This is a genomic window from Salinicoccus sp. Marseille-QA3875 (assembly GCF_054950095.1).
In genome coordinates, this window is the sequence record NZ_CM143103.1 from 2,556,184 (window position 1) to 2,573,003 (window position 16,820).

At 38.0% G+C, this 16,820-nt stretch carries 25 protein-coding genes and 1 riboswitch; of the genes, 18 read left to right on the forward strand and 7 right to left on the reverse strand.

Annotated elements, in window-relative coordinates; genetic code table 11:
* Positions 1 to 4: 4 nt before the first annotated feature.
* A complete protein-coding gene (locus tag ACY8DT_RS12975) occupies positions 5 to 733 on the reverse strand; it encodes an SDR family NAD(P)-dependent oxidoreductase (protein WP_462420733.1) in 729 nt (242 codons plus the stop codon).
* 66 nt (positions 734 to 799) lie between these two features.
* Positions 800 to 1,039: a DUF2759 family protein gene (locus ACY8DT_RS12980; protein ID WP_462420734.1), complete on the reverse strand. Its 240-nt coding sequence runs from the start codon at positions 1,037 to 1,039 to the stop codon at positions 800 to 802.
* Between the two features lie 91 nt (positions 1,040 to 1,130).
* Between ACY8DT_RS12980 and ACY8DT_RS12985 the strand changes: the two genes are divergently transcribed.
* Positions 1,131 to 1,760, forward strand: a complete 630-nt coding sequence (locus ACY8DT_RS12985; protein WP_462420735.1) for an MBL fold metallo-hydrolase — start codon at positions 1,131 to 1,133, stop codon at positions 1,758 to 1,760.
* Positions 1,761 to 1,803: 43 nt separating this feature from the next.
* On the opposite strand, the gene ACY8DT_RS12990 is transcribed toward ACY8DT_RS12985, so the two are convergent.
* Positions 1,804 to 2,043: a DUF2626 family protein gene (locus ACY8DT_RS12990; protein ID WP_092986168.1), complete on the reverse strand. Its 240-nt coding sequence runs from the start codon at positions 2,041 to 2,043 to the stop codon at positions 1,804 to 1,806.
* Positions 2,044 to 2,272: 229 nt separating this feature from the next.
* Between ACY8DT_RS12990 and comGA the strand changes: the two genes are divergently transcribed.
* The 8 genes from comGA to gcvT all read left to right on the forward strand — a co-directional run bounded on the left by comGA (position 2,273) and on the right by gcvT (position 7,682).
* A complete protein-coding gene (comGA, locus tag ACY8DT_RS12995) occupies positions 2,273 to 3,265 on the forward strand; it encodes a competence type IV pilus ATPase ComGA (protein WP_462420736.1) in 993 nt (330 codons plus the stop codon).
* Positions 3,225 to 4,283, forward strand: a complete 1,059-nt coding sequence (gene comGB / locus ACY8DT_RS13000; protein WP_462420737.1) for a competence type IV pilus assembly protein ComGB — start codon at positions 3,225 to 3,227, stop codon at positions 4,281 to 4,283. Before comGA ends, comGB begins: the two co-directional genes overlap by 41 nt.
* Before the next feature lie 30 nt (positions 4,284 to 4,313).
* Positions 4,314 to 4,625, forward strand: a complete 312-nt coding sequence (gene comGC / locus ACY8DT_RS13005) for a competence type IV pilus major pilin ComGC (RefSeq protein ID WP_462422274.1) — start codon at positions 4,314 to 4,316, stop codon at positions 4,623 to 4,625.
* On the forward strand, positions 4,603 to 5,034 hold the full coding sequence (locus tag ACY8DT_RS13010) for a prepilin-type N-terminal cleavage/methylation domain-containing protein (protein ID WP_462420738.1): 432 nt from the start codon (positions 4,603 to 4,605) through the stop codon (positions 5,032 to 5,034). Before comGC ends, ACY8DT_RS13010 begins: the two co-directional genes overlap by 23 nt.
* Positions 4,991 to 5,296, forward strand: a complete 306-nt coding sequence (locus ACY8DT_RS13015; RefSeq protein ID WP_462420739.1) for a hypothetical protein — start codon at positions 4,991 to 4,993, stop codon at positions 5,294 to 5,296. Before ACY8DT_RS13010 ends, ACY8DT_RS13015 begins: the two co-directional genes overlap by 44 nt.
* Positions 5,253 to 5,687, forward strand: a complete 435-nt coding sequence (locus ACY8DT_RS13020) for a competence type IV pilus minor pilin ComGF (protein ID WP_462420740.1) — start codon at positions 5,253 to 5,255, stop codon at positions 5,685 to 5,687. The genes ACY8DT_RS13015 and ACY8DT_RS13020 overlap by 44 nt, the downstream gene beginning before the upstream one ends.
* A 158-nt stretch (positions 5,688 to 5,845) precedes the next feature.
* Positions 5,846 to 6,352, forward strand: coding sequence for a shikimate kinase (locus ACY8DT_RS13025; RefSeq protein WP_462420741.1), 507 nt, complete (start codon positions 5,846 to 5,848; stop codon positions 6,350 to 6,352).
* An 83-nt stretch (positions 6,353 to 6,435) separates the two neighbouring features.
* Positions 6,436 to 6,525, forward strand: a riboswitch (glycine riboswitch).
* A 74-nt stretch (positions 6,526 to 6,599) separates the two neighbouring features.
* The gene (gene gcvT, locus ACY8DT_RS13030) at positions 6,600 to 7,682 is read left to right on the forward strand and encodes a glycine cleavage system aminomethyltransferase GcvT (protein ID WP_462420742.1); all 1,083 of its coding nucleotides are present in this window, start codon (positions 6,600 to 6,602) and stop codon (positions 7,680 to 7,682) included.
* 48 nt (positions 7,683 to 7,730) lie between these two features.
* Here the strand turns inward: gcvT and ACY8DT_RS13035 are convergent, their stop codons facing one another.
* The 4 genes from ACY8DT_RS13035 to ACY8DT_RS13050 all read right to left on the reverse strand — a co-directional run bounded on the left by ACY8DT_RS13035 (position 7,731) and on the right by ACY8DT_RS13050 (position 9,987).
* Positions 7,731 to 8,117: a rhodanese-like domain-containing protein gene (locus ACY8DT_RS13035; RefSeq protein WP_052256382.1), complete on the reverse strand. Its 387-nt coding sequence runs from the start codon at positions 8,115 to 8,117 to the stop codon at positions 7,731 to 7,733.
* A gap of 155 nt (positions 8,118 to 8,272) precedes the next feature.
* Positions 8,273 to 8,497, reverse strand: coding sequence for an SA1362 family protein (locus ACY8DT_RS13040; protein WP_462420743.1), 225 nt, complete (start codon positions 8,495 to 8,497; stop codon positions 8,273 to 8,275).
* Complete coding sequence (locus tag ACY8DT_RS13045; RefSeq protein WP_462420744.1) at positions 8,494 to 9,402, reverse strand: DUF1385 domain-containing protein; 909 nt, start codon at positions 9,400 to 9,402, stop codon at positions 8,494 to 8,496. Before ACY8DT_RS13045 ends, ACY8DT_RS13040 begins: the two co-directional genes overlap by 4 nt.
* An 18-nt stretch (positions 9,403 to 9,420) precedes the next feature.
* A complete protein-coding gene (locus ACY8DT_RS13050) occupies positions 9,421 to 9,987 on the reverse strand; it encodes a hypothetical protein (protein ID WP_462420745.1) in 567 nt (188 codons plus the stop codon).
* A 102-nt stretch (positions 9,988 to 10,089) separates the two neighbouring features.
* Here ACY8DT_RS13050 and ACY8DT_RS13055 point away from each other — a divergent pair, with 102 nt between their 5' ends.
* From ACY8DT_RS13055 to ACY8DT_RS13095, 9 genes are all read left to right on the forward strand, one after another.
* Positions 10,090 to 11,145, forward strand: coding sequence for a M24 family metallopeptidase (locus ACY8DT_RS13055; RefSeq protein ID WP_462420746.1), 1,056 nt, complete (start codon positions 10,090 to 10,092; stop codon positions 11,143 to 11,145).
* Positions 11,146 to 11,164: 19 nt separating this feature from the next.
* Positions 11,165 to 11,722: an elongation factor P gene (gene efp / locus ACY8DT_RS13060; RefSeq protein WP_462420747.1), complete on the forward strand. Its 558-nt coding sequence runs from the start codon at positions 11,165 to 11,167 to the stop codon at positions 11,720 to 11,722.
* 94 nt (positions 11,723 to 11,816) lie between these two features.
* Positions 11,817 to 12,254: an acetyl-CoA carboxylase biotin carboxyl carrier protein gene (accB, locus tag ACY8DT_RS13065; protein ID WP_462420748.1), complete on the forward strand. Its 438-nt coding sequence runs from the start codon at positions 11,817 to 11,819 to the stop codon at positions 12,252 to 12,254.
* On the forward strand, positions 12,254 to 13,600 hold the full coding sequence (gene accC / locus ACY8DT_RS13070; RefSeq protein WP_462422275.1) for an acetyl-CoA carboxylase biotin carboxylase subunit: 1,347 nt from the start codon (positions 12,254 to 12,256) through the stop codon (positions 13,598 to 13,600). Before accB ends, accC begins: the two co-directional genes overlap by 1 nt.
* 21 nt (positions 13,601 to 13,621) lie before the next feature.
* The gene (locus tag ACY8DT_RS13075; RefSeq protein WP_462420749.1) at positions 13,622 to 13,972 is read left to right on the forward strand and encodes an Asp23/Gls24 family envelope stress response protein; all 351 of its coding nucleotides are present in this window, start codon (positions 13,622 to 13,624) and stop codon (positions 13,970 to 13,972) included.
* Between the two features lie 18 nt (positions 13,973 to 13,990).
* Entirely contained in the window at positions 13,991 to 14,401 is a 411-nt protein-coding gene (nusB, locus tag ACY8DT_RS13080) for a transcription antitermination factor NusB (protein WP_462420750.1), read from the forward strand.
* Positions 14,388 to 15,728: an exodeoxyribonuclease VII large subunit gene (gene xseA / locus ACY8DT_RS13085; RefSeq protein ID WP_462420751.1), complete on the forward strand. Its 1,341-nt coding sequence runs from the start codon at positions 14,388 to 14,390 to the stop codon at positions 15,726 to 15,728. The genes nusB and xseA overlap by 14 nt, the downstream gene beginning before the upstream one ends.
* Positions 15,718 to 15,927, forward strand: coding sequence for an exodeoxyribonuclease VII small subunit (gene xseB, locus ACY8DT_RS13090; protein WP_462420752.1), 210 nt, complete (start codon positions 15,718 to 15,720; stop codon positions 15,925 to 15,927). Before xseA ends, xseB begins: the two co-directional genes overlap by 11 nt.
* Complete coding sequence (locus ACY8DT_RS13095) at positions 15,920 to 16,795, forward strand: polyprenyl synthetase family protein (protein WP_462420753.1); 876 nt, start codon at positions 15,920 to 15,922, stop codon at positions 16,793 to 16,795. Before xseB ends, ACY8DT_RS13095 begins: the two co-directional genes overlap by 8 nt.
* Positions 16,796 to 16,820 lie beyond the last annotated feature (25 nt).

A 16,820-nucleotide genomic window follows, 5' to 3' on the forward strand; every position in this document is an offset into this window, starting at 1 on the left:
TTGTTTATAAGAAATCGCTGATACTGAAACTTTCACTGAAAGCAAAATTATCCGATGTAATCACTCTTTTTAATACGTAGGCGACTGTTTTCTTATTATATAATTTGTTTGTATCCTTAAACTTTTTAAAACGTTCGACATCAGGGAATTGCTCCGCTTCGGATGCTCTGATATCGCTCTGCATATCCGTATCTATGACACCCGGGCGGAACGTTGCGCTGAAGATCGGATACTTCAGACGGTCCATTTCAAGTCTTAAAACATCACTGACCATATTTACAGCAGCCTTGGAACTGCAGTAGGCCGCCCATCCCTCGGTCGGATTCAATGCCGCGCCGCTTGATACCGTAAGTATGCGTTTAGCACCCTGATGATCTTTAAATTTGTTTACAAAGCCTTTCATAAACAATGCAGGTGCGAGTACATTCACTTTATAATTATTCAGCAATTCTTCCGCTTCAAGATTTGAAACGGATCTCACCGGATCAACAACACCTGCGTTATTGATGAAAAATATATCATCTCCCGGTTCCGCCTCTATGGATTCAAAAATTTCCTCTATAGAATTTTCCAGCTTTTTCTCATCAAGAAAATCAATGTAAAACTCTTTATATAACGGATATTCTGTCTCGACTTTGCTTCGTGAAATACTGATGACCCTGTCTTCCTCGAACATTTCCAGTAATGCATTTCCCAACCCTCTGGATGTTCCAGTAATAAACACATATCTCATGGAATTCTCTCCTCCTGTTAAATATAAAAAAGAGATTAGGATATCCTAATCTCTATAAATTACAATTTAAGCTCCAAGTTCCGGATAGCCGTATGTAAGTATTGTGGCCACCGTAAAGAAGCCAAAAGTAAGAGTTGCGCCAATACTCATGAGTACAGCTAATAGATTTCTTGCTTTAAGTGCACCTACGATGCCCCAGATTGAAAAGGCAGTAACAATGATCATTAATAATGACAGAGCATTAATACCTAAGCGAATCGTGATGCCGCCAATTTCAAATAATTCTCCTGTGTCTAAGAAAGGCATGTTTTTTAACCCCCCATATTTCTCTTTAAGCTCAATATTATTGTATAATTAATATCGGACCTTGTCTAGAAGAATTTTTAGGAGTGATTGAATGAACGTAAAAACTTTAACGTTGGGATTGCTTGATACGAACTGTTATATACTGTCCAACGGAAAAGAAGTACTGATTGTCGATCCTGCTGCGGAAGCAGAAGTGATCATACAGACAGTCGATGAAATCAATCTGCCGGTAGCCGGCATACTGCTGACTCATGCCCATTATGATCATATCGGCGCACTTGATGAAGTACAGGAAAAATACGATACTGAGGTTTATATGGCTGATGAAGAAAGGGAATGGATCAGTGATCCGAACTTGAATATGTCGGTTAAACGCGCTTCAATGGGAATAAAACTGATTGAAAGTGATATCGAACCGGTCATACTTCAGACAGGAGATTACTCGATCAGCAGTTTCAACTTTGAGATTTTTCATACGCCTGGCCACTCACCTGGCAGTTTAAGTTTTTATTTTAAAGAAGACGGGAAAATTTTCTCCGGAGATGTACTATTCAGCGGTGGAGTCGGTCGTACAGACCTTCTCGAAGGCAGCTTCGATGTACTGATGGACTCAATCAAAAATAAACTGTTTCAGCTCGACGATGCAACGGCAGTCTACCCAGGTCACGGCAATGAGACATCGATTGAGAAAGAAAAGAAAACAAATCCATATATAATCTGAAGCGAAATAAAAAAAGTTCAAACCATGTGGTTTGAACTTTTTTTTAGCCGAATGCCGGCTCCATTATAAATGTTGTGTAGTATGTAAATCCAACGAAGAAGAATACTAAATATGCTGCAAATACATACATATACATTCTCTCAGTCAATTTCATATATCCAAGTAAAACAAAGAATCCTGTTTGGGCAAGGAAGAATAGTGTCATCATCATCATATCGCCCACATAGAACAGAATACTAAACATCGCTGTCCAGAAACCTAAAGTTTTAAATACCTTATCCATCGGACCAGTCCTTTCATCGAAGTAAATATTTATAAACATTTCATCACTACTAATTATAGATAAACTATTTCTTAAAGTAAATAGCCTTTATATTAAATTTCATGGTAATAAATTACATTATACTGTAATACCTCCGTTTTGTGTATACAGAAATGCAAAAAGTGTGAAATTAAGTGAGAAAAAATCAAAAGTGCACTTTTAAGGATTATATATAGTAGGAGGGAAATTTATGAAAAATAAAATTATTACTATCTTAGAAAGTGCACAGGAAAATAATGCCACTGATATTCACATAATACTTGAAAGTGAGTGTGGCAGGATAAAATTTCGGCAGAAAGGCAAGATGGAAAATTTTCAGGAAATCTCAAAAGATGAATTTAAACGATTAGTAAATTTTTTAAAATTTATCGCTGAACTCGATATCAATGAGCATAAAATCCCTCAGAGCGGAAAGACGACTTTAAAAGTCTATAACCAGGAACTTGCCTTGAGAGTCAGCACATTACCAGTAACACTGATGGATGAAGTCGTTGTGATCAGGATTCTGGATTCACTGGATAAGCGGCCTGTCAAATCATTATTCATAAATGATAAAGAATTCGATTTCTTTAAAGATTATACGGAGCTGTCACAAGGTTTGATTTTATTTACAGGACCGACAGGCTCAGGAAAATCCACATTGATGTCCAATCTTATAAATGAAGTCATTAAAGAAGGATCAAGGCAGGTGATCAGTATAGAAGATCCAATTGAATATGAAATAGATGGGATGGTGCAGGTGGAGATCAATGATAAGGCAAATATATCCTATGAACCTTTATTGAGAGGGGCATTGAGATGTGATCCCGATGTTTTGATGTTTGGTGAAATAAGAGATAGTACCATCGCGAGGGAACTCATCCGCGCAAGTTTATCGGGGCATCTCGTATTCAGTACATTCCACAGTAAATCTGCAGTCAGCACAATCAGCCGCCTTAAAGATTTTGATCTATACGATGAAGAACTTAAGCAGAGTATATCTTTAATCGTGAACCAGAGAATAATTCATACAGAGTTGAAAAGTTTCATCATCTATGAATATTTAACTGCTGAAGACATCAATGAGCATTTACTCGGCAGGCCTGTGAATTACAGAACACTTGACGACAGATTACTGACACTTAAAAATGAAGGGCATTTAAATGATGAAGAATTTTCTTATTACAACCAAAAATTCAAATAAACTACGCACTTATGATGGTCATTTTTTATTGAAATTAAGTACTCTGATGGAAAATGGCTTCACTATGTACAATGCTTTAAGGTTCCTGCTCGAACAGTATGATGTTTTAAAAACAAATACTAAAGAGGCAGCCGGGCGGATGATTGATGATGGTGAAAAGCTCAGCAGCATTTTAGAGATTCTCGGCTTTAGAAAATCCATTATCATTCAGGTCACCTTTGCAGAGATTCATGGAGAAATGATCAACAATCTGAAAGAATCAGCGCTCTATCTTGAAAATAGGCGTAATACCTTTTCGAAATTGATTAAATCAATACAGTATCCGCTTCTGCTGGTCAGCATCTTCATTGTCATGTTAATCATATTGAATTATACAGTCATTCCGCAGTTCCAATCCCTCTACAATTCCATAGGTACAGAAGCAGAAGGGATTGTCAGTGTACTGACAGTGATGCTTGAGCTGCTGCCGAACATTGTCATCGGAATAATTATAGCTCTCGCCATTTCCGTACTGATTGTCATTTTGATAATCAAATTTGCTCCGGTCGATATACAGATCAAAATCTTGCTTAAAGTGCCCCTTGTGAAATTTTATGTTGTCCATTATCACACATACAGATTTTCAAGAGAATTCGGTTACTTTATAAATAATGGTCTGGAAGTGAAGGAGATTATTGCACTGTTTAAAAATCAATCATTGAGCACATATTTGAATTACATTGCTATTAAGATAGAGCAGAAACTCAATCAGGGATACTCAATGTCTGCTGCTGTGAAAAATATTCCAATACTTGATGAAAAACTATCGGTATTCATCAGCCACGGTGAACTGAACAGCGAAGTAGGAAAAGAGCTTGTTATTTTCAGTGAATACACGTTGGAGAAAATAATAATGCGTATAGAAAATTTAACTAAAAGAATACAACCTGTCATATTCAGCATTTTGGGAGTGCTGATCGTCTGTCTGTATCTGGTCATCATGCTGCCGATATTTCAGATGATGTCCACATTAAATTAAAAAAGGGGATTTACAATGAGAAAATTATTCATGAAAAAGTTTGTCAACAATGAAGATGGATTTACGCTGATTGAGATGCTTCTTGTACTGCTCGTCATATCAGTACTGATCATACTTATCATTCCAAATATCGCCGCACAGAGCTCAAATGTCCAGGACACCGGATGTGATGCTCAAGTACAAATGGTCCAGAGCCAGATCCAGGCTTATAAATTAAATACAGGATCAGATCCTGCCAATATCGGTGCTCTTGTATCGGGCAATTATATAACAGAAGATCAGACCAGCTGTGCCAATGGAGTCGAAATAGGGATTGCCAATGGACAAGCTGTCAGACAATAACGGATTTACAATGTTGGAGATGATGCTGACACTTTCTGTCGTCGGCATCATCTTACTCATATCAGTCAACTCGATACCTGATTTCAATGCCGGTGATAAGGAAAATGAAATCAATAATATTGCATATTTCTTTAAAGCTGCTCAAACCAGGAGTATCCATAAGGAGATTGCACATACTGTCCTGATGGATCATACAAATAATAAATTAATTGCCCGTTCACTGGAACGGGAAGATGTTTATGAGTATGCACTGACAACATGCAGGCTCCATAGCAGCGGCCTTAAAAGATTCAATTATCTTTCTTCTGGCAACACCAATGCATTTGGCACTGTAATCTTTAATTGCGGCGGGGAGGATGTACGATTTGTTTTTCAAATTCAAAAAGGGCAGTTCAGGATTGAACGATGAAGGATTTTTACTGGCGGATTCCCTATTGTCATTGATGACACTTTTAGTCATCACCAATGTACTGCTGCCTGCGCTGCTTGTACTTGTGCAATTTGACAGTGTCACTCAATCGCAGTTGAGATTCAACAGGGAGTTGTACATTTCGCTTTCAGGTTACGAAAACTTTGAAGATTTTAAAAGCAACAATGATAAATTTCTGGTGGGGCAGGGTGAGATATGTGACAAGACTAGAAAAGATTTGTGCATCAGCATCAAAGAATGACGGCTTCACCTATTTGGAAACACTATTTTCATTATCTGTCATCAGTCTGATTGCATTTATTTTACCGGCAACGTTCAGTGTATTTTCACAGTTTGGAATGATAGACACTGAGCTGGACGGTGATATTTTCATAATGGATATTATTGAAACCTCAGAGTCTTCTGATGAAGTAAAGAAAAAAGGAAAAAATTCCCTCATTTTTTTAACAGAACGCGGCAAAATAGAATATCAGCTGAATAATGCAAGAATTATTAAAAGCATAGATGATCAGGGATTCATCACAATGTTGTTTGACGTTTCAACTTGGGAGATTACAGAAGATGAGCGTGTTATAAAAATAAAAATTAAAACCAATGGAGAATTTTATGAAGAAATTACTATTAAAAAATGAGGGTTTTATCAGCTTTTCATTGTATATTATATTGATATATTTGATATCTGTTTACTACCACTTCTATAATAGATACATGATGGTGATTGAAATCAGAACAAATCTAATATTAATTTATGAGAATTACATCAATAAAATAATCGGGACAGGGTGAAAAGATGATTTTAACAGGTTTTATGGGCAGTGGTAAAACGACTGCAGGTGAACGGGTCTCTGAAATAACAGGTAAAGAATTTATAGATCTCGACCATTACATTGTGGAAGAGACCGGACAGTCGATCAGCTCTATTTTCGATAGTCAGGGTGAGAGTGGATTCAGGGAGATTGAAAGGGATGCACTGAAAAAAGTGATTGGCGATGCCGGGGCTGTAATCTCGACAGGCGGCGGCATCATTACATATGAAGAGTCGAGGAAACTTCTGAAAAATAATGAAAATCATAATGTCTACTTTCTATCAGCTTCTTTTGAATTGTTGTACGCGCGCATAAAAAATGACAAAGGGCGTCCAATGCTGAAAAATGGTTACGATGCCACTAAGGATTTATATGAATCCCGTTTAAAATATTATGAAGAAACATCACATTATAAAGTGGATGCGAGTCTCGAAGTCGAGGAATTAGTGACTACATTGCTGCAATTGGAAGCTGCTGACAGCAGCAGGTGACGATTCAACTTAAAAACTTGCCTAACAATTCCACTTATTGATATAATGAGAACGTATATTGTTGGAACAACAAAATTTTGCGTAAGATCAATACTGGAGAGCACGTTAAGTCGTCGCCGAAGGAGCAAACCTTTACAGGTGAATCTCTCAGGCAAAAGAACAGTGTTGTGACGCGTTCCTGAAGGTTACTCAACAGGGCAACGGATCGGTTGTTCTGTTTCATTTATTTTAAGGAGGAAAACAATTTATGGCTGATTTAAAGAAAACACCATTGAATGAGTATTATCATGAAAGTGGTGCAAAACTTGTTGACTTTGGTGGTTGGGAAATGCCCGTACAATTCACGAGCATCAAAGAGGAACACAATGCAGTAAGAGAAGATGTTGGAATCTTTGATGTGAGTCACATGGGTGAGATCAAAGTTTCAGGTAAAGAGGCTGTAGAGTTTTTAAATCATGTTCTTACAAATGATATTACTAAACTCACTGATGTAAAAGCACATTATACTTTCCTGTGTAATGAACAAGGCGGAGTAATCGATGATTTAGTAGCTTATAAATTAGGTGAAGATGAGTACATTCTTGTTGTTAACGCCGGCAATACGGACAAAGATCTTGAATGGTTGACTTCAATTGAAGGATTCGATGCAAAAGTTGAGAACGTCTCTCCTGAATACGGGCAGATTGCTGTACAGGGGCCAAATGCAAGAGCAATGGTTCAAAAGCACGTTGAACAAGATATCAGCGACTTGAAAATGTTTGAATTCAGACAGGACGTTGCAGTAGATGGTAAAGAAGTCATTCTTTCCCAGACTGGTTATACAGGTGAAGACGGATTCGAACTTTATTGTAAGAGTGAAGATACTGTAGCACTTTGGAAACTGTTCAAAGAAGAAGGTGCGGTAGAATGTGGTCTTGGTGCACGTGATACTTTAAGACTTGAAGGCGGACTTCCTCTTCACGGTCAGGATCTTACTGAAGAGATTACGCCTATCGAAGCTAAAATGGGCTTCGCTGTTAAAGTCGACAAAGGTGATTTCATCGGTAAAGATGTATTAAAGAAACAAAAAGAAGAAGGCGCAAAACGCAAACTTCAAGGCTTTGAAATTACTGGTAAAGGAATTGCACGTACTGGTTACGAAGTCTTTGACAACGAAGGCAACCAGGTTGGTGTCGTTACAAGTGGTACACAGTCACCTGCCACAAAACGTTCAATCGGTTTTGCAATGGTTGATACAGACTTCCATGAACTTGAAAAAGAATTCATCATCAAAGTTCGTAACAAAGATGTAGAAGCTAAATTCGTTAAAGCACCTTTTCATAAAAACTAATTGAAGCAGATATAAAAAAGCAATTCTCCATTAATTGGAGAATTGCTTTTATTTATTTTTAGATTTAATTTTACCCGTCCATTTACTGATTCCATTTTTTAGCATGTATACATCTGTGTATCCTTTTTTCTTCAGCATTTTGGCAGCTCTGATAGAAAGTCTGCCTGTCTGGTCATATAGATAGATAGGTTTGTCTTTCCTTAATGACCCCATTTTAATCGACAGGTTCATCATGGGTATATTTCTTGCTCCCAAAATATGACCATGTTCATATTTTTCTTTTTCACGCAGATCGACCAATTGTACTTTTCTCATATCTTTTTTAAATTCGTCTTCCGGCAATGACTTAACATTTCTCATGTTAAGAAGACCATTTACTAATAATAGAGCGATAAGCACAACTAATACGATCAGTATTATTAACCAAGTATCCAATTTACGTCCTCCTCATAAATACATGCATACTTAACATTATAATTAACTTTTATATAATTTAAAAGAGGGAAGTGGGTGAAGAAGTTTCATAATGGAGAAATGGACCGCGTTTCAGGTTTTGACAAACAAAAAAGCATCCCTCTGGATGCTTTTAATCATTTCTTTCTGCTTCGGTATCTTCTTTTGGATTTTCTCAGTGCCTTTCTGTACTTCCTCTGGCTTGGGGTCAATATAAAGAAGTAGTATATTCCATATACGACAGCCCCGAGCACCAAAATGAAAATGACTGAGCTTAAAATCATATTCATGACCATGTCCAGATTAAATATCAAACCGATGATGGCAATGGCTATAAATAGGTAGAGCAAAATTTTCTTCAAGCTTTATCCCTCCGTAATAATTGGTTGAATGAGTGGATTGCTACTTCAACCTGGTCATTTTCGGGCTGCTTTGTCGTCAAATATTGTAACCACAATCCCGGCAGTCCCAACCATTTCAATACCGGAATATCCCTTAATTTATTGGTCAGCTGCAGCACTTCAAATGATAATCCCAAAACGACCGGAATTAATAGTATTCTGTTTAAAATCCTTACATAGAAAGGCTCTACTGGAACGAACATGTAAACGACAAAGCCGACCAGGACTGTGAATAAAATAAATGAGCTGCCGCATCTGTAATGCAGCCTTGAGTGGTCCTGTACATTATCGACTGTAAGTTCTTTATCTGATTCGAATGTGTTGATCACTTTATGTTCTGCCCCGTGATACTGAAATAATCGTTTGATCATCGGTGTAAAGGAAATTGCATATATATATCCTAAAAGAAGTAATAATTTGAAAAATGTCTCCAGAGCAACTTGACCGAAATGGCTGGTTATTATGCCCGAAAACAATGCTGCGACAAATACAGGAATCAAAGTGAATAGGAATTTACCTATTAGGAAAGATAAGATGCCGACAAGTACAGTGGACAACACAATTTTAGTCATGTTCGCCGACTGTTTTTCGGTTTCTATATTCGCATCATCTTCCGGATTTCTTTCATAACGGTCCGTCGCATATTCCATATGCTTCATTCCGAAAATACTGGATTCGATAATTGCGACGTTTCCACGTAAAACAGGTATCTTTTTTAATTTCTGTACCCAGTTTTTCTGAGGGCGTTCCATTTCAAAGTATTCAATTTCATCGTTGTTTCTGCGTATTGCCGTGACCATGTCGTTTCCGGATTGAAACATGACACCTTCTACGACAGCCTGGCCGCCAAACTTAGTTTTTCCCATTTTCTCGCTACTTTCCTTTTAATAGAATTCACTTATGCTGTTTAAAGCAGTGATGCCGTCTTGAACAGTTTTATTGTCATTATTTGCAGCACCGGTTTTTATTTGTTCCAAAGCCCCGGTCATATCTGCATGTGCAACTTCCAATGAGTTATGCCGTCTCATCAGAGTTTCGTTCAATTCCAGATTATTGACTTCCGTCTCATAAGTACTGATTATGTCATCAATATTTTCAATGATCGTATCGATATTTTCATTAAGATTATTGTAATTATCCGAGCTGTAATCTTCGTTGATCATCTGATTGAGAGATTCCAATTCAGTGACCAATGATTTTGTATATTCATCAATGGTATCTATATAGAGCTGGACATTTTCATCATTTTGTGAGGTTTCTGCCTGAGAAATTTCATTTTCCAATGTTTCAAGTTTCATGGAGTTTCTTTCGAGCTTAACCGTTTCGGTCTGTAGCAATTCTTCCAGTTCTTCTTTCTCGGCCTCTGCAGATGACAGCTGTTCTTCTGCAGATGGACTGCCGCAGGAAGCGAGAATAAAACTAAAAGTGAATAAAAAGATTAAATTTTTCATATTTTATCTCCCTAACATCATTTTATTATTTTAACACGTTATGTCATACTTATAAATGAAAAAGGATGTTTAATACTGTAAAATATATTTTGAGGTGAAAAGATGATTAAATACGAAAAAGTACGTGATCTAATTAAGAAAGAGAAGTTAGATGCATTGCTGGTAATGAGCCCTTACAACAGGAGATATCTATCAGCGTTCACCGGCTCAAGCGGTGCAGTCATCATAACTGAAAATGAGAGATATTTAATATCGGATTTCAGATATAACACTCAGGCACAAGAAGAGGCTCGAGACTTTGAATTTGTCCTGCAGCAAAAAGGTCTGATAGATTTCCTCATCAAATTTTTAAAAGAGAAGAACCTTAAAACTGTAGGCTTTGAAGGTGCTCATGTAAACTTCAATACATACAGAGCTTTTTCTGATAACTTCGAACTTGTTCCACTGACAAATGAAGTGGAGAAAATCAGAATGTTTAAAACAGCTGAAGAATTGGAATTGATTAAGAAAGCATGTGAAATTGCCGATGAATCCTATGAGTATATTATAAAGTATGTACAGCCGGGTATGAGTGAGATGCAGGTCAAGAACGAACTTGAAGGTTACATGACTAAACTGGGTGCAAGCGGTGCGAGTTTTGACACGATTGTTGCGAGTGGATACCGTGGTGCATTGCCACATGGTGTCGCTTCGGATAAAATAATAGAAGTCGGCGATATGGTCACTTTGGATTTTGGCGCATACTATAAAGGATATGCCTCGGACATTACTCGTTCATTCGGTGTCGGTGAGGTTTCCGATGAAATGGAAAAAATCTATAATATAGTTCTTGAGTCACAATTGAAAGCATTGGATGATATCAAAAATGGGATGACTGGTTCAGAAGCTGATAAAGTTGCACGGGACGTCATCACTTCCTACGGTTACGGAGATAATTTCGGACATTCACTCGGTCATGGCTTCGGGCTTGAAGTTCACGAAGGTCCGGCACTTGCCAAAAGCAGTGAAACAATACTTGAAGAAAACATGTGCGTTACAGTTGAACCGGGTATATATGTCGACGGCGTAGGCGGTGTCAGAATAGAGGATGACTGTCTGGTGACGGATGAAGGACTTCGTAAACTGACCCACAGTTCAAAAGATCTTTTTATTATATAAACACGAGGAGGAAGATACAGTGATTTCAGTAAACGATTTGAAAACAGGATTAACGATTGAAACAGACGGCAGCATATGGAGAGTTGTAGATTTCCAGCATGTAAAACCAGGTAAAGGTGCTGCTTTTGTACGCAGTAAATTAAGAAACCTGAGAACAGGTGCCATTCAGGAAAAGACTTTCAGAGCCGGGGAGAAAGTTGGGAAGGCTCAAATAGATAACAGAAAGATGCAGTATTTATACGCTGATGGGGACAGTCACGTCTTCATGGACAATAATACCTACGATCAGGTAGAGCTTCAGACTGATCAACTGGAACATGAGCTGCAGTTTTTACAGGAAAATATGAATGTTACAATCATCATGTATGAAGGGGAAACTTTAGGCGTGCAGTTGCCGAAGACGGTTGAACTGAAAGTTACAGAGTCAGAGCCTGGAATCAAAGGCGATACAGCAACAGGTGCTACTAAAGAAGCTAAGCTTGAGACAGGTTTGACAATTCAGGTTCCACTTTTTGTCAATCAAGGTGATGTTTTAGTAATCAATACAGATGAGGGTGCGTATGTATCCAGAGCATAAAAGCAGAGTTTTCTCTGCTTTTATTATTTTTACTTGAATTGGTAGGACCACTGAAGTAAAATTATATGAAGAAATTTCCTTAAGGAGTATTGCTATGAATATTGAGAATCTTGATAAATTAATTGAACGTATGGAAAAAGCATCTTTATCTGAACTGTCTTATAAAGACGGTGAGGTTGACATCAAATTGAAAAAAGAGGCACCTCGTGAAGTAATGGAAGTACCTGCTAAAGAGACGGCTAATATCAGTCCACAGCAAAACATCCCTGCGTTTGAAAATGAAACGGTCGAAAAAGAAGGCACGCTGATCAAAGCACCAATGGTGGGTACTTTTTACAAAGCTCCTTCTCCTGAGTCAGAGCCTTTCATAAGTGTCGGCGATAATGTATCCAATGACTCTGTAGTATGTATTTTAGAAGCGATGAAATTATTCAATGAAATCCAGGCAGAAACTTCCGGTGAAATTGTAGAGATACTCGTTGAAGATGGAGATATGGTTGAATACGATCAGCCATTGTTCAGAGTCCTATGATAAAAAAAGTGTTGGTTGCCAACCGTGGTGAAATTGCAGTAAGAATCATTCGTGCATGTAGTGAGCTCGGAATCGAATCAGTCAGCATTTATTCTGAAGCGGATAAAGACAGTCTACACCGGAAACTTGCGACGGAATCTTACTGTATAGGACCTAAGCTGTCTAAAGACAGCTACCTGGATATGATCAGCATCATCACTATCGCCAATAAAACAGGGTGTGACGCAATTCATCCCGGTTATGGTTTCCTGGCGGAAAACAGTGATTTTGCCGAGATGTGCGAAGCTTCAAATTTGATATTCATTGGCCCGATGTATGAAACCATCTCTTTGATGGGAGTCAAGGATGTCGCCAAGAATACTATGGAAAAGGCAGGCGTTCCTACAGTGCCGGGAAGTGACGGTGTCGTCCAATCAGTTGATCATGCTAAAGAAATTGCATCATCTGTCGGCTACCCGGTCATTATTAAGGCGAGTTACGGCGGAGGAGGGAAAGGCATCCGCGTGGCCCGTAATCAAGAAGAACTGGTGCAGAACTATAAGATGACGGAACAGGAAGCTGAAAGTGCCTTTGGCAACAAAAGCTTATATATAGAAAAGTATATAGAAAACTTCCGTCATATAGAGATTCAGGTGCTGGGAGATTATCACGGTAATGTTGTTCACCTTGGTGAGCGCGACTGTACCATACAAAGAAGAATGCAAAAGCTCGTTGAAGAGGCACCGAGTCCGATTCTGACGGATGAGAAACGTAAAGCGATGGGCGACACTGCAGTAACTGCAGCGAAAAGCATTGATTACATCGGTGCGGGAACAATAGAATTCATCTATGATCTGAATGACGATAATTTTTATTTCATGGAAATGAACACCCGTATACAGGTGGAACATCCGGTGACCGAGATGATCACCGGCATAGATCTGGTTAAAATGCAGATCAGAATTGCCATGAGGGAAGAAATACCTTTTAAACAGGAAGACATAACTTTCCGCGGTCATGCGATCGAGTACCGTATCAACGCGGAAAATCCATCTAAAAACTTCATGCCTTCGGCAGGTAAAATAACAAACTTCATCACCCCTGGCGGTTTTGGTGTCAGAATGGATACTGCGTGCTACAGCGGTTATACTATTCCGCCGTATTACGACTCCATGATTGCCAAATTGATTGTTCACGGTGAGTCGCGTGAAGAGGTCATTCACATTTCAAAACGTTCACTTGGTGAATTCATTATTGGCGGAATCGATACGACGATCCCTTTCCATATGAATCTGTTGAAAAATGATGATTTCAATAATAATAATTACAACACAAACTTTTTAGCCTTAAATGATATCATGTTATAATAATGTCAAGAGGTGATGATAGTGAAGATTTCAACAAAAAATTCCAATTTAGGCGTTATTAATATTTCTCCTGAAGTGATAGAAGTGATAACAAGCATCGCAGTCACAGAGACACCCGGAGTTCACAGTTTACAAAACAATTTTGCAAGTGGTAATATAGAAAAGCTTGGCAAGAAATATCGTGGCCGTGGTGTGCGCGTCGATATAAAAGACGAAGAAGTAATTCTATCGGCTTACGTAGTATTAAAAGAAGGTGTAAACGTTCATAAAGTTGCTGAGAACATCCAGTTTAATGTCAATCAAACTTTACACACTATGTTGGAGCAGCAGGTTAAAGAAATAAATGTTCACATTGTGAATATCATTAAATAAAGATGGATTGGTGTTTTTATGAACAGACATGAACAGCGCAAAAAAATTTTTCAATTACTATTTCAAATAGATCATGAGGTTGTGGCGTTGAATGAAGCTGCATTTTATGATTTTCTTGATGATTATTCCTATATAAAAGATGTTGTCAGCTATTATGAGCATAATAAAGAGAATGTCGATGACTATATCAGCAAACATCTTAAAAACTATACACTGGAGAGAATTTCCAAATCGGAAAGAAATGTTTTAAGAATGGCTGTATCTGAATTATTGTTACAAGATTCCCCTCCGAGAGTAATCATTAATGAAGCGGTTAAAATCATTAAATTATACGGTGACAAAGACAGTTACAAATTTGTAAATGGTGTGCTTAAGAACTTTCCTGCATTATTAGAAGGAATGGATGATAATAGTGATGGAAAACAATAAATATTTATCCGTAAAAGCTTTAACAAAATATTTAAAATATAAATTTGACCAAGACCCGTATTTACGACGGGTCTTTGTTACAGGCGAATTATCCAATGTCAAGCTGCATTCAAGCGGGCATCTTTATTTTGCACTCAAAGATGGACATTCTGTAATCAGAGGAATAATGTTCAGATCTGCTGCGAGCAAGCTTACATTCAAACCGGTAGAAGGTCAGAAAGTACTTATCTCGGGCAGGGTGAGCATTTTTGAAAACACCGGTCAATATCAGGTTTATGCCGAAGACATTCAAATAGACGGCATCGGCCAGCTTTTTGAACAATTGGAGAAAGATAAGAAAGAACTTGCACAAAAAGGCTATTTTGATCAAGAGTATAAAAAATCCATACCTGAATTCCCTGAAAATGTTGTTTTGATCAGTTCTGCAACGAGTGCTGCCGTAAAAGATATGATAACCACTTTTAAGCGGCGTTATCCTCTTGTCACACTGCATGTCTTAAATACTCTGATGCAGGGACCTGAAAGTAAAGATGATGTGATCGACCAGTTGGAGTATGCAGACACATTGAATGCCGACCTGATTATACTCGCACGTGGCGGGGGATCTATCGAAGATTTGTGGACATTCAATGAAAAGGCCGTAGCACTTGCAGTCTTTGATACGGATACGCCTGTCATAACCGGTGTCGGCCATGAAACGGACACTACACTGGTGGATTATATTTCCGATCTAAGAGCACCGACGCCGACTGCAGCTGCAGAACTTGCCGTCCCTTTTTATCAGGATATCCTGCACAGACTGAAGGAGACTGAACTGAAAATCACACGTGATATTATGCAGAACATACAATTCAAGAAGCAGTCATTAAGCGGACTTGCAGGCTACTATAAATTTAAGACCCCTTCCTTACTGTATGATCAGCAGACAGAGAGACTCATTAATCATAAAGATAAATTAATTAATAACTTTAATAATTCCTTTAAAGAACATACATATGGATTGAAACATCTGCAATCCAGTTTAAATCATCTGTCCCCGATGCCAGATATCAGTATGTATAAAAATCAGCTGTCAGGTCTTTATGAAGATTTGAACCATTCAATCCTCCAGATTAACAAAGATGTCAGAAGAAATTTATTCAATAAAATTGATATGCTGGATTCATTAAGTCCGACAGCAGTATTAAAACGTGGTTATTCATATACTACAAAAGATAGCCAGGTCATTAAAAATGCCATGAACATTAAAGAAGATGAAATGATCACGAGTCATTTTCATAAAGGCAATATAATATCCAAAGTAATAGAGGTGAACAATGATGAATGAAGAAAAAAATGAATCCTTTGAAGAAAAGATGACTAAGCTGGACGACATCGTAAAAGAATTGGACAATGATGAAGTATCATTGGAAAAATCTCTTGAACTCTATAAAAAGGGTGTAGAGCTGTCGCGTGAATGCGAAAAAATATTAAAAGATGCAGAGTTGAAAGTGGAAACTCTGAATAAGGACAGTAATAATGAATAATATCGATTATCATATTGAAAAAATTGACGATGTAATACTCAGGCACCTTGAAGAAAATCATGTTTCAAAGACGATAATGGAAGCGAGTAAATACTCTGTCAAGTCCGGAGGAAAAAGATTCAGACCATATTTGCTTTTTGCTGCTCTGGAGGCATTCAATGTCCCGCTGCAATCAGGATTGAAGACAGCGAGTGCGATCGAAATGATCCATACATACTCTCTTATACATGATGATCTGCCAGCAATGGACGACGATGACTTGAGAAGAGGAAAGCCCACCAATCATAAAGTTTTCGGAGAGGCCGCCGCAATACTGGCGGGAGACAATCTGCTTACCGAGAGCTTTGCTCTAATTGCTAATGATAAAGAACTGTCTACTGGTAATAAATTGGAACTCATACAGATGATTTCAAAATCTGCCGGACAAAATGGTATGATAGGTGGACAAATGCTGGATATAGATGCTGAGAATAAAGAAATTTCATTTGAAGATCTTGAACAGATTCATGCCTACAAAACGGGTAAACTGATCAGTGCACCGGTAAAAGCCGCAGCAATCATTGCTGAAGCAGATGAAAAAACAGCATTCCATCTTTTGAAATTCGCTGATTATCTTGGCATCATCTTCCAAATCAGAGATGATATTCTCGATGTCACCGGTGATGTGAGAATCACAGGTAAGAATACCGGCAGTGATGCCCGCAAGGATAAAGTGACTTATGTCAGTACCTTCGGTCTGGAAGGTGCCAAGGAAGAGATGGACAGAAGAGCCAGTCTGGCCCTTAAAGAACTGAACGCTGTGAAAGATGTTATCAATGTCAATGAACTTAAAAATGTACTTAACAAATTTACAGTAAGAGATAATTAAAATACAAGAGCTAACTGTATCTTAG